The following is an 11,912-nucleotide window of genomic DNA, read 5'->3' on the forward strand; positions in this document are numbered from 1 at the left end:
ATATTGCCGTCGGGCAGGGCGAGGACACCGTGGCAGCGATCCGGCAACAGGATGGCGAGGCCATTTTTGTAGCAACGGATGTCTCCAACGAAGCGCAGGTCGAAGTGCTGGTGGCGGCGACGGTGGAGAAATTTGGCCGGCTCGACGGCGCCTTCAACAACGCAGGACTGGCGCAAACGAACGTCCTGCTGCACGAATTGACCGCTACACAGTGGCGCCGCATTCAAAGCGTCAACTACGATGGCGTATTCTTCTGCATGAAACACGAGATAGGGGCGATGCTGCAAAGCGGCGGAGGCGCCATTGTCAACACATCGTCCGCGCTGGGCCGGGTGGCCGTGCCGCTCTCGGCTGACTATTGCGGGTCGAAGGCTGGGGTATTGGGTTTGACCAAGGGTGCCGCAGTCGACTATGGTCATAGACAGATCCGCGTCAACGCCATTCTTCCCGGCGCCGTGGATACGCCCATGGTCCAGGCGCTGACGTCGGACCCGCAATTCGCCGGCTTGCTGGAGAAGCTGCGGACCTCTCATCCGGTTGGGCGCATCGGCTTGCCCGAGGAAGTGGCTGCCGCTGCGGTATGGCTCCTGTCGGAGCAGTCGTCCTTTGTAACGGGCGCCGAGCTGGCCGTGGACGGCGGCTTTCTCGCCACGTAACGTGTCTAAAGTGCGGGTTTGGCCGCCTCCGGAATCGCAGGCCAGGATTTGCAGGTAGATTGACAGAGCAAGGCAACACGATCATTCCGGCCTGGTCACGCGGGCTGGACGGCCAGTCGCCAAAAAGCTGGCTAATTTCCCACCGCGGTCTCACCGCAGATAAAGGAAGGAGGTCGAAGATGTCGAAGGTTCTGGTTCTGTACTACTCCACGTATGGCCATATGGAATTGATGGCGGAAGCCGTCGCCGAAGGGGCGCGCTCCACGGGCGCCACGGTCGACATCAGGCGGGTGCCGGAGACCGTACCTGAGGAAGCGGCCAAGGCCGGCCACTTCAAGCTCGACCAGAAAGCGCCGGTTGCCGTGGTCGACGAACTTGCGGACTACGACGCGATCATTGTCGGCACGCCGACCCGCTTCGGGCGCATCTCATCGCAGATGGCGGCCTTCCTCGATCAGGCCGGCGGCCTGTGGATGCGCGGTGCACTGGTCGGCAAGGTGGGCGGTGCCTTCACTTCAACCGGCACGCAGCACGGCGGACAGGAGGTGACGTTGTTTACGGTCATCACCAACCTCCTGCACTTCGGCATGGTCATTGTCGGCCTGCCCTACAGTTATGCTGGGCAGATGACGGTGGATGAAGTCACCGGCGGTTCTCCGTACGGCGCCACGACGATCGCCAGCACAACAGGTCAGCGTCAACCCAGTGCTATTGAACTCGGCGGCGCCCGCTTCCAGGGCGAACTGATCGCCAAGACGGCGAACAAGCTGTTCGGCTGAAGCTCAGAAGCTAACGCTGCCGGTTCAGACCTTCGCATCCTGCGACGAGTGCGTCGAGCAGGTGACGCACGGCCGGCACCATGCCCCGGCGCGTGGGGAAGATTGCATGGACGAGGCCCGGCGTGCTGGCGAGCCCTGGCAGCAGATGCTGCAAGCGGCCCGCCTGAATGTCGGCCTCGACCAGTTCCCTCGGCAGCATCGCCATGCCGACGCCGGATAGCGCCGCAAACCTGAGACTAGCCAGGTCGTCGGTGGCGAGGCGTGGCTGATGCGGCCACGACGTCACGCGCCCCTCGGCGTCGACGAGGTTCCAGGCAAATCGCTCACTGCTGCTCGCCATCGAGAGGGTGGGCCATTCCTTCACAGATTCGATCGAGTTGAGCGCCGGATAGCGCGCCGCCAGGCTTGGACTCGCAACCAGAATGTGGATTGACAAGCCCAACTGACGGACGGCGAGATCGGTGTTTTCCAACGGAGGAAGCCTGACCCGGATCGCAAAGTCCAGCCCTTCCTCGACGACATCCACGCGGCGGTTGGTTGCATCCAGCAGGATCTGGACATCGGGGTTGTCCTGCACGTAGCGCGCGATGATCGTGGAGATGCCCGACTCCAGTAAGGCCACCGGGCAGGCAATGCGCACGGTGCCCTGCGGCTTGGAACGCGTGCGCTCGACAATATCTTTGGCGGCCTTCGCCTCCGCCACCAGTGCAAGGCAATGCTGGTGGAACTGCCGCCCGGTCTCCGTCAAGGACTGCCTGCGGCTGGTGCGATTGAGCAGGCGCACCCCAAGTTCCTCTTCCAGGGCGCGAATGCGCCGGCTGAGTTTCGACGTCTGCAGGCCGAGACTGCGCGCGGCCGCCGTGTAGCTGCCGTGCTCGACCACCTCTGCGAACAGCCGAAGATCATTGAGGTCACTGATTGCGTTCATGGGCGGCCTTCGACTCGGTCTGATCGTTCTATTTCCGGCAATGATGCGTTCCATTATAGGAGATATGCGGGAGTTTGTTGCAAATATAGCATCCGTCTCATGGCTTGTACCGACGCTGAATCCGGCGGATCGCGCAGCCGATCAGCATCGCACCTGCGATGGCTGGAACCGGAGATGGACATGCTCACACACAGGCGTTGGCAATCATTGGACAGGGCAGACCTCGGCTGGCTGCGCGCGAAGCACCATTTCGTGGTGAGCGCGGACGGCAATCCCACCCACACCGCATTGGGTCCCTTAGTCGTCTGGAACGATGACGAGATCGCGGCTGGCGGCGGCTTTCCCATACACGGGCATCGTGACATGGAGATCATCACCTACGTGCGCCAGGGCGTGCTTGGGCATTGGGACACTTTGGGCTCCGAAGGAATGATCCGCGCAGGCGATGTTCAGGTCATGAGCGCCGGCACGGGCATTCGTCACGCCGAGGTTAACCGGGGCGAAGTGCCGCTCAAGCTCTATCAGATCTGGCTGCAGCCGCGCGAAACGGGCGGCAAACCCAGGTGGGACACCAAGCCGTTTCCAAAAAGTGACCGGTCCGGGCGATTTGTCGTCCTTGCTAGCGGCTCCGCTGACGATGAAGGTGCTCTGCCGATTCGTGCCGATGCACGTGTGCTCGGCGCGATGTTAAAGACCGGTGAAGACGTTCGCTACGAGTTGCCTCCAACGAGGCAGGCCTATCTCGTGGTGGCCTCGGGACGCATCGAGGTGAATGGCGAGCCCGTTGGGCCGCTGGACGGCGTGGCGATCACGAAGGTCGCCGCCGCGCAGATTTCCGCACTTGAAGATTCTGAGCTGGTGATGGTGGACGCCGGCCCATTCCCTTTTTCGTAATCCACCGACGCAAATTCATTTCTGGAGATCGTGATGGAACGTTTTAAATTTCTTCCGCTGTTGGGTCGCATTCTGATTGGTGCGCCGTTTGTCATGAGTGGGTTGGGCAAGCTCGCGGCGTATGGTGCGACGGTTGGCTATATCGCCGCCATGGGTCTGCCCGTGCCGCCGCTCGCGTTTGCCGTTGCTGTGTTGACCGAACTGGGCGGCGGCTTGCTGCTGCTGTCGGGCTACCGGGCTCGTGCCGTGTCGCTGGGGATGGCGGTGTTCTGTGTGGTCACGGCCATTTTCTTTCACCACAACTTCGCCGATCAGAACCAGATGATTCACTTCCTCAAGAACGTGATGATGGCCGGCGGTCTTTTGCAGATCACGTACTTCGGCGCGGGCGCACTCAGCCTGGACGCACGCTCGCGGCGGACCGGGTCGATCGCTTCGACTCTGAAAGCGAGCTAACAAAGACCGACTCGTCGAGGCGATCGCCCGCCTGATCCGCTGCGCGATCGTCCTGTCGCTCAGTTATGCAGAAGATGGAGCATTGCCCGTTATGAAAACTACTGCCCTTAAGCCGGCTCCCCTGCGAGACGGACGAGCGATCGTCATGCGCACGGCAGGCCGGCAGCACGGTCCCGTCAAGCGGCTGGTCAGCCCGTCCGACCTTGGCGAGATCCTGAAGCCGTTTGTCTTTCTCGACTATTTCGATAGCTCGGTGGAAACCGAAATGCGGTTCTCCATGCATCCTCATTCTGGCCTCGCCACGACAACGGTGCTGCTGGAGGGTGAGGTTGAATATGAGGACACGACAGGCGCATCCGGGATCATGCCGGCCGGTGGTGTCGAGTGGATGAATGCGGGCAGGGGCGTGTGGCACGATGGCCGCGCGCGAGGCGACGGGCCGGTGCGCGGTTTTCAGCTATGGGTCGCGCTGCCGCCAGAGCTCGAACTGGGCGAGCCGCGTAGCCAGTATTTATCGGCGAACGAGGTCCCGCACACCGGTCCGGCCCGCGTTATCCTGGGTCGATATGGCAACGTCGAGAGCCCCATTTCCGCACCCTCAGGCATCAACTATCTGGTCGTGCGACTGGCAGCGGGCGAGCAATGGCAGTACACGCCGCCAGCAGGCCATAGCGTGGCGTGGCTTTGTGTTCAACGTGGCGCACTGCATGTCGCCGACGAGTCTATTGCCAATGAACTGGTCGTGTTTCGCGAGTCCGAAGACGTTTTGACCTTCACAGCCGACGAAGATGTCGAGTTCGTCCTCGGCTCGGCAATGCCACATCCACACAATCTCGTGCTTGGGTATTACTCGGTTCACACGTCGGCAGAGGCGTTACGTGCAGGCGAAACCAGGATCGTGGAGATGGCGGCGGACCTGCGTCGCCGCGGCCGGATTGGATAATTTGCCCAAAGCGCTTTGGGCTTGAAGCGAAAACGCTATCGGGAACCTCTCATGCAAAACGTTCAGGCTGGTAACGCGGCTATTCCGGCCATCGGCTTCGGCACGTACGGAATGACTGCGGCAGATATCTACCGGGTGATTCCCACCGCTCTCGGTGCCGGTTTCCGCCATATCGACACGGCGCAGATCTACGGTAACGAGGGCGAAATCGGCGAGTGCGTCGCCGCGTCCGGTATTCCAAGAAGCGAAATTTTCCTGACGACCAAGGTCTGGGTGAGCAACTACCCGGAGCGCCTGTTCGAGGTGTCGGTCGACGAGAGCCTCCGGAAGCTCAAGACAGACTATATCGATCTGCTCCTGTTGCACTGGCCAGGCTCCGATGTGCCGGTGGCCGAACAGATCGCGGGACTCAATGCAGTCGTACGCGCCGGCAAGGTGCGGCACATCGGCGTCAGTAATTTCAACCGCGCATTGATGGCGGAAGCTATCCAGCTCTCTGTGGCGCCGCTCGTGACGAATCAGTTTGAATACCATCCGTATCTGAACCAGTCCTTGCTCATCGAAAGTACGTTGCAGGCGGGACTTGCCGTGACAGGGTACTGCGGCATGGCGATTGGACGTGTCTTCGCGGATCCCACGCTTAAGGAGATCGCAGTTCGCCACGACAGAACCGTTGCTCAGATCGTTTTGCGCTGGCTGGTGCAACAGCGCGGGATGGTTGCGCTTTCAAGGACCACCCGGATAGATCGGTTGGCGGAGAACCTCGCAGTATTCGACTTCGAACTGGATAGCGCGGATATGGCGGCGATTCACTCCCTGGCTACAGCAAACAGCCGGATTGTCGATCCGCTGGGGCTCGCGCCGCTGTGGGATAGCACGGGTGCTTGACTTCACGCGGGCCTGTGGCCCGATGACATTGGCCACTCTGTGCGAGGCCCACGAATGGGTCGAATCGGGCAGGGCCATTGGCAAGATCGTATTGGAAGGTTTTCAGTAACCCGGGGCGGGACGAACTTCGCGCGCTGCATGGAGCCGCGTGCGATGTCACGTCATGAGCGCGGCAATCTCGGCCCTGGCTCTATTGATCGCGGTGTGCTTCGCATCGGGGCCAAACGCTAGCCCTTCCGCCCGAACAATCGAGACGTTATCCACACCGATAAACGTTAGTACGCCTTTTAAATAGCTTTCGTGATGTTCCAGCGCGGCCGTTGGCGTATCCGCTTTATAAACGTTACCGCGCGTCGAGACGATGATGACTCTCTTGCCGCGCGGCAGCAATGTCTGCACTTCACCGCTTTCGTTGTACCGGAACGTTTCCCCTGCAACGACTACGCGGTCTATCCACGCTTTGAGCTGCGACGGAACGGTGAAGTTGTACATGGGAGCACCGATCACAACGATATCGGCTTCGAAAAACTCGGTTAAATATTCCTGACCGAGTTCGAGATCGCAGCAGAGCCTGGCGCCCTCGAGCGCGGCACCGGCCCAGGCAGCCATGTGCGCGCTGGACAGATGCAGAGCGGGATCGAGCGCGAGGTCGCGATAAACGACGTCGAGATCCGGGCAAATCCATTTCTCCCGCTCAACGACTTCCGACGAGAGCGCGCGGCTGACCGAGCGCTCTCCGAGAATGCTGGAATCGATGTGCAGCAGCTTCATTGCGGGTGTCTCCGATGGGTTCGTTGCCAACGTCGATGCGTCAACCGCGTGAATGAGGGTTGATGGTGCGTATGCCAGCCATCTTGCGCAGTTGCACCCTCTCTGGGAAGGCATCATTTTTCGATGGCATCCATCGACGTTTCAGATAGATCGGGAGGCCGCCATGTTGGACGGCGTATCGTTGGATCAACTGCGGGCATTCATTACAGCCGTCGATGAAGGGAGCTTTTCTGGCGCAGCGCGCAAGCTGCGCCGGTCCCAATCGATGGTCAGCGAGCTGGTGGCGAATCTGGAGGGGCAGGTCGGCGTCACCTTGTTCGACCGGCGAGGCCGGTATCCCGTGCTGACCGGAGAGGGGCGGGTCTTGCTGGCGGATGCACGCAATATCACCTCGGGCGTGGACTGGATGAAAGCTCGTGCGAAGGGGATGACGGCCGGTCTGGAGCCGGAGCTCTCCGTGGTGCTCGATGTGTTCTTTCCGTTTCAGGTTGTCGTGGAGGCCGCGAAGGCATTTCGCGAGCGCTTTCCGATCGTCCCGATGCGGCTCTATGCCGAAGCGCTCGGCGGCGCGTATCAACCCGTCCTTGATGGGCGGGCCGCTCTGGGTATTGTGGGTTCCCTGCCTTTTGTCCCGCCTGGATTAGCGTATGAGCGACTTGCCGGCGTCGCATTCACGATGGTCGCGGCCAGTACTCATCCGCTTGCCGCATACGAAGGGCCCATTCCCAAGGATGAACTGGCGCGTCATACCCAGCTCGTGTTGACGGACCGGTCGGAGCTCTCCGCGGGCCGCGAGTTCGGTGTGATGTCGGGGTCCACCTGGCGGGTTGCCGATCTGTTCGCCAAACACGCCTTTCTGTTGCACGGGCTGGGGTGGGGCGGGATGCCTGCACATACTGTCCAGGACGATATCCACGCCGGCCGCCTGGTTGAACTCCAGGTTGACGACGTCCCGCCCGGTGGGCTCATTCTCCCGATGCTGGCTGTCTATCCCTGCGCAGCGCCGCCCGGTCCGGCGGGAAGATGGTTGATCGAGCGGTTGCGCGATTGCTCTTCAACAAACGGTTGAATACGGCGATGGAAACCCTGGCCAATCTGGAGAGCTTCGTGAAGAGCGCCGAGTCCGGCAGCTTTTCGGAAGCGGGGCGGCGTCTTGGTCTCACGGCGGCGGCCGTGAGCCGTAACATTGCCATGCTGGAGCGCAACCTCGGCGTGCGCCTGTTCCAGCGGTCGACGCGCAAGCTCACGCTTACCGAGGCCGGTGCGCGCTTCCTGCAATCAATCGGCGGCAGTATCGAGACGTTGCAGGGGGCGATCGAGGAAGCTTCATCGGATGCGTCGGAACCTGCCGGTGTTTTGAAGGTGAGCCTGAGCACCACATTCGGCATTGCCCATGTTCTGCCGTTGTTGCCCGAATTCCTGCAGCGCTATCCGCGCATTCGCCCCGAATGGCACTTTGAGAGCCGACGTGTCGATCTGGTTCAGGAAGGTTACGACCTCGCTATTGGCGGAGGATTCGCGTTCGCACCCGGCACGTTGAAAATGCTTCAAGCCGTTTGCGGCTACTCGCCGGGTGGCAAAGTGGGCAAGATGCGTGCACCCCATCACGGACAAAGGAACTTTTTCATGGAAACGATTGGCATTATCGGAGCGGGCGCCATTGGCTCGGCCTTCGCGAAAGCGCTGGTTCACAAAGGCATCAAAGCAGTTATTTCCAATAGCAGGGGGCCGGCGTCGCTTGCGGACCTCGTTGGCGAACTCGGGCCCACCATCAGCGCTGGAACCCGCGAAGAAGCGGCGGCACAGGATATCGTGCTGGTTGCGGTACCCTGGTCGAAGCTGCCTGCCGCCTTGTCAGGTTTGCCCGATTTCGCCGGCCGCATCGTGATTGATGCAAACAACCCGATCGAGGCGCCGGAATTCAAGCCTTTCGAATTGAACGGGCGCACTTCGAGCGAAGTCTTTGCCGAGTTCGTCCCGGGTGCCTGTGTCGTGAAGGCAATCAATCATCTGCCGGTGGCGCTCGTGTCCATCGACACGGGTGTTGAAGGCGGACGACGCGTACTGTTCCTCGCGGGCGACGACGTACCGGCGAAGGCCAAGGTGTTGAGCCTGATCGAGCAAGCCGGATTCTTCGGCATCGATCTCGGTTCGATCAAAGCCGGCGGCCCGCTGTTCCAGATTCCCGGTGGTCAGTTGGCCATTCAAAACCTGGTCAAGCTGGGCTGATCGAGAGAGGCGTCCGGTTGCAGGTGGTTGTCTCTGCACTGGCGAAAAAGGCCTGCCATGCCTGGGTGTGGCAGGACTTTAAGACGTTGCAGACTATCTTCGATGCGCAACTTTGTGCGGAAATTGACAACAGTGAATTCAGCTAGAGGTACTCGTCATTGAGCGAGTGCACATCTAGACTGGAAGCACTGGAAACGTACAAGACTGTTCGCGGGACACCTCCTGGAGAAAAGGCCATGAAAGTTGCTCAATTGATCGTCGCTGCCGCTATCGCAATTCCGGCCGTGTCCTCGTTTGCACAGTCGACGCCTGCATCAATGAACGATGATGCGGGGGCGCAAATAGCGCAACAAGCGACGACATATCGATACACGGATTCCGCTGATCAAACGCAGGCTGCGATAAATGATGCCAAGCGGACGTGGGTGCCACCCCGCCAGATAGCTAAAGTGAACATGGGGCGCTATTCGCTTTCCGTCGTCCGTCCATCTTTCTGATACGTTCAATCGCAATCGCAATCGCGATGTCGTTGTCTTGGTCGACACAGGATGCAGATCGTTAAGCGTGCTCTTGCGCTTGTCATCCTGATGCTATGGGCGCTGGCAGCTACGCTGACTTACCATCCGCCAGTCATGCCCTAGACACCCGAAAACGCTCGGGTATTCATTGACACGGATCCGCGACTGTCGAGATTCGAGTACCGGCCTATCTTCGATGACGAAGGCTAGGTCTGGCATACCGTCTGGCAGACGATGTCAGGTCGAGATCGTCATCGACACGCAGCGGCCGGTGTGCATCGAAACTGCTCCTCGGCATCTTGCCAAACCGGCCATTGAAATCGGCCATGAAGTAGGGCGCATAGGCGTTGGCCGCCTCCTTCGTGCTGATGCCGCGCAGCCGCAGTTCCTTCATGAGCCGGTCCTGGAACCAGATTGGCGCGCTCCACGCGTCCCTTGGCCTGGCTGCTGTTCGCACAGAACGCGCCCACATTCAACTCGTACAGCGCCCGGCCGAACTGCGTGACATCCTTGCCAGGCGTCGATGAACACCAGCCGTGCAACCAGGCGCCGGATCTGCCTCGTGGTCAGCCCCAGCCGCTCCGCGGCTTGCCACGGCTTGAGCCTGCGGTCGGCAACGTCCTGAATGACCTTGAACCTGTCGAGCTCGCGCATCGTCATCGTGATCCGTTCTGTCGCCGCCATCCATGCCTCCAGCGCCACCTGGATGGCGGCCGGAAAGGATACGCTGCCCGAAAGCGGACATTTGAACTTGGCTAAAAGCGGACATTACAACTTAGCCGCTACAACTATAAAAGTTGATAATTTATCTTATGTCAAATTGATAAACTGGCAAAACCTCTAATCGCACCATCCATCCCCATCCAATTCCCCGCACGTAAAGCTGTCATGTAAGCCCACCCAATTTCGCCCGGACAATGACCATCCGCACGTTTGCCCAAGGATCTTCCGCGGCTAGCTGGTTGTGACTACATCACCTTGCTATAAGCGCGAAATCCTTCGTCACCGTTTCACCTCAGCGCCATCAGATGACCTCGCGCCCGAATGCATCCCGCCTCGCTTCGCGTCGAGCCTTTTCCTACCTGTCGCTCGTCGAATTGTTCACGTACATGGACTGGATCCCTACGCGGCCGGGGCCAGTGAACCGGTTCACAGTGAAGTTGAAGCCTGCTGCGAAAAGCCCACTCGACAGCCTGTCAACCACGGTATCCATCTTGACCTGAGGATCCTTGTAAAGCCAGCCGCCCGGCTCAACATCGATCGTCTCTCCGGGAGCCAATACCTTTTCAAAGACGTTCCCATATCCGTGCAACCAAAGCACGCCTTCGCCGCCGTGCCCACGGAACTTGTCAATGAAAAAACCGGTCTGGCCGAACAGCATGTTGGTGATTCCACGGATCCGCTCGAACGTGTATTCGACATTCGCCGTTGCGGCCAGGAACTGATGTTCCCGCACGTGAAGTTCCTCGCCCGCCCGAAGATGGATTGGCACGACATGACCCGCACCGTCGCGGCTGAACGCGATTATTCCGTCACCGCTCGCCTCTGTGACGAACACCTGCATGCCGGCGAGCATACGCTTGACTGCCCCCTTGACTGGTCTGATGCTGACGCGGACGTTCGAATTCTTCCAGAGCAGGATGTGGTGCTCGAAGTAGACCGGCCGGTTCGACACGTCAACCGACAAAACCGGCACAAGCTCGCCGCCGATATGATAGGTAACGCCGCCGAAGGTTTCGTCGGCCGCAGCGGTCGGCAAAAGCCGTGGTAACTGGTTCATTTATTTTCCGTTGTGTTCAGGAAATGTTGCCGTCGCATACGGGGCACAGATCGATGTGGAAGTCAGTGACCGAATCGACCACGAGGCGGTATGGCAAGAGCTCGCTGATGATCTGCGCGTCGATCTCCCCGCGTACCTGATCACGTGATTTTCCGTGGGTGAGCGGTGCTTTCGCCCTGCCTCGCATGTCAGATTTGTGTATTGTTCAGAGGATACCCGTCCGCCATCCAAGGGACAATGGCGGTCAAATTCCGGGTCGATAACTGTAAGCTGTGCTGACCAAGACTCGCACACACTTATGCGGCTCGCTTGATACATCGTGAAGATGCGCGGGACATGGACTTTGCGGACATCCACGCCGCCTTGGCAAATCTCGTCCCTCCGGCCGCCCTGCCACCCAATTCTGTCGCCCATGTGACATCTGCCATTTTCCCGCGCCGTCCCCCGAACCCCGGTCAACCCGCTAGTCTTACCGTCCGCTAAGGCCTATCCTTATCTAACCCCTAAACTGGCGATGGCGTTCATCGCACCGGCAAAGCTCGTCGGAAGCATCAATCCGTAGCACGGGCAAGGGACAACCCAAAAAGGAGAAAACCGAATGACAGTATCCATCTCGCGGCGCACTCTGATGATTTTCGCCGGACTGGCACTCGCCGGCACCATGACCCTGGCTCAAGCAGCACCCGTTTCGTTCACCGTGCCGCTCACCGGCGATCAGCAAGTCCCACCGGTCCAGACCTCAGGCAGCGGCTCGGCCGCCCTTACCTACGATGCCAGCACGCGGGCGGTCACCTGGAACATCACCTTCAGCGGCCTGTCGAGCCAGGCCACCATGGCGCATTTCCACGGGCCAGCGGGCGCAGGTAAAAACGCTGGTGTAAAGGTGTGGCTCTCGCAGAAAGGCACCATGGAGGTGTCGAGCCCAATCACCGGTCAAGCTACGCTATCGCCGGAAGACGCCAAGATGTTCGAAGCGGGTGACATGTATATCAACGTTCACACCAAGACCAATCCAAACGGCGAAATTCGCGGCCAGGTCATGCCGCCGAAGAACTGAGGTCGCTTCCAAA

At 60.0% G+C, this 11,912-nt stretch carries 14 protein-coding genes and 2 pseudogenes; 11 read left to right on the forward strand and 5 right to left on the reverse strand.

From position 1 onward, the window contains the following. On the forward strand, window positions 1–656 hold a 656-nt coding region (locus WCA85_RS33315), incomplete at its 5' end, for an SDR family oxidoreductase (protein WP_424069705.1). 179 nt (window positions 657–835) lie between these two features. Beyond that, window positions 836–1,435 carry an NAD(P)H:quinone oxidoreductase gene (gene wrbA / locus WCA85_RS33320; RefSeq protein WP_424069707.1) on the forward strand — a complete coding sequence of 200 codons (600 nt, stop codon included), beginning with the start codon at window positions 836–838 and terminating at the stop codon, window positions 1,433–1,435. A 10-nt stretch (window positions 1,436–1,445) separates the two neighbouring features. Here the strand turns inward: wrbA and WCA85_RS33325 are convergent, their stop codons facing one another. Then, window positions 1,446–2,363: a LysR substrate-binding domain-containing protein gene (locus tag WCA85_RS33325; RefSeq protein ID WP_424069709.1), complete on the reverse strand. Its 918-nt coding sequence runs from the start codon at window positions 2,361–2,363 to the stop codon at window positions 1,446–1,448. 180 nt (window positions 2,364–2,543) lie between these two features. On the opposite strand from WCA85_RS33325, the gene WCA85_RS33330 reads away from it, so the two are divergent. The 4 genes from WCA85_RS33330 (at window position 2,544) to WCA85_RS33345 (ending at window position 5,544) form a co-directional block, all read left to right on the forward strand. Next, complete coding sequence (locus WCA85_RS33330; RefSeq protein ID WP_424069765.1) at window positions 2,544–3,257, forward strand: pirin family protein; 714 nt, start codon at window positions 2,544–2,546, stop codon at window positions 3,255–3,257. A 33-nt stretch (window positions 3,258–3,290) separates the two neighbouring features. After that, window positions 3,291–3,713 (forward strand): DoxX family protein, encoded by a 423-nt coding sequence (locus WCA85_RS33335; RefSeq protein WP_424069711.1) that lies wholly within the window; start codon window positions 3,291–3,293, stop codon window positions 3,711–3,713. A 91-nt stretch (window positions 3,714–3,804) separates the two neighbouring features. Continuing rightward, window positions 3,805–4,656, forward strand: a complete 852-nt coding sequence (locus WCA85_RS33340; RefSeq protein WP_424069712.1) for a pirin family protein — start codon at window positions 3,805–3,807, stop codon at window positions 4,654–4,656. A 51-nt stretch (window positions 4,657–4,707) separates the two neighbouring features. Continuing rightward, window positions 4,708–5,544 carry an aldo/keto reductase gene (locus tag WCA85_RS33345; protein ID WP_424069714.1) on the forward strand — a complete coding sequence of 279 codons (837 nt, stop codon included), beginning with the start codon at window positions 4,708–4,710 and terminating at the stop codon, window positions 5,542–5,544. A gap of 156 nt (window positions 5,545–5,700) precedes the next feature. Here WCA85_RS33345 and WCA85_RS33350 read toward each other — a convergent pair whose 3' ends face one another. After that, window positions 5,701–6,315, reverse strand: coding sequence for an FMN-dependent NADH-azoreductase (locus WCA85_RS33350; RefSeq protein WP_424069716.1), 615 nt, complete (start codon window positions 6,313–6,315; stop codon window positions 5,701–5,703). A gap of 163 nt (window positions 6,316–6,478) precedes the next feature. On the opposite strand from WCA85_RS33350, the gene WCA85_RS33355 reads away from it, so the two are divergent. The 3 genes from WCA85_RS33355 to WCA85_RS33365 all read left to right on the forward strand — a co-directional run bounded on the left by WCA85_RS33355 (window position 6,479) and on the right by WCA85_RS33365 (window position 9,041). Further along, the gene (locus WCA85_RS33355; RefSeq protein ID WP_424069718.1) at window positions 6,479–7,384 is read left to right on the forward strand and encodes a LysR family transcriptional regulator; all 906 of its coding nucleotides are present in this window, start codon (window positions 6,479–6,481) and stop codon (window positions 7,382–7,384) included. Between the two features lie 8 nt (window positions 7,385–7,392). Further along, on the forward strand, window positions 7,393–8,544 hold the full coding sequence (locus WCA85_RS33360) for an NAD(P)-binding domain-containing protein (RefSeq protein WP_424069720.1): 1,152 nt from the start codon (window positions 7,393–7,395) through the stop codon (window positions 8,542–8,544). A gap of 236 nt (window positions 8,545–8,780) precedes the next feature. After that, window positions 8,781–9,041: a hypothetical protein gene (locus tag WCA85_RS33365; protein ID WP_424069722.1), complete on the forward strand. Its 261-nt coding sequence runs from the start codon at window positions 8,781–8,783 to the stop codon at window positions 9,039–9,041. Between the two features lie 262 nt (window positions 9,042–9,303). Here WCA85_RS33365 and WCA85_RS33370 read toward each other — a convergent pair. Together WCA85_RS33370 and WCA85_RS33375 are read right to left on the reverse strand one after the other, a co-directional pair. Beyond that, window positions 9,304–9,568, reverse strand: a pseudogene (locus WCA85_RS33370) (ISNCY family transposase); the annotation flags it as partial. A gap of 82 nt (window positions 9,569–9,650) precedes the next feature. After that, window positions 9,651–9,722 (reverse strand): annotated as a pseudogene (locus WCA85_RS33375) (hypothetical protein); the annotation flags it as partial. On the opposite strand from WCA85_RS33375, the gene WCA85_RS33380 reads away from it, so the two are divergent. Then, window positions 9,688–9,906: a hypothetical protein gene (locus tag WCA85_RS33380; RefSeq protein WP_424069724.1), complete on the forward strand. Its 219-nt coding sequence runs from the start codon at window positions 9,688–9,690 to the stop codon at window positions 9,904–9,906. The pseudogene WCA85_RS33375 and the gene WCA85_RS33380 overlap by 35 nt on opposite strands. A 234-nt stretch (window positions 9,907–10,140) precedes the next feature. Here the strand turns inward: WCA85_RS33380 and WCA85_RS33385 are convergent, their stop codons facing one another. Continuing rightward, window positions 10,141–10,842 (reverse strand): AIM24 family protein, encoded by a 702-nt coding sequence (locus WCA85_RS33385; protein WP_424069726.1) that lies wholly within the window; start codon window positions 10,840–10,842, stop codon window positions 10,141–10,143. 598 nt (window positions 10,843–11,440) lie between these two features. Here WCA85_RS33385 and WCA85_RS33390 point away from each other — a divergent pair. Beyond that, complete coding sequence (locus WCA85_RS33390) at window positions 11,441–11,899, forward strand: CHRD domain-containing protein (protein ID WP_424069728.1); 459 nt, start codon at window positions 11,441–11,443, stop codon at window positions 11,897–11,899. Window positions 11,900–11,912 lie beyond the last annotated feature (13 nt).

It is taken from the genome of Paraburkholderia sp. (assembly GCF_049581445.1).
In the GTDB taxonomy this organism is placed as follows: Bacteria; Pseudomonadota; Gammaproteobacteria; order Burkholderiales; family Burkholderiaceae; genus Paraburkholderia.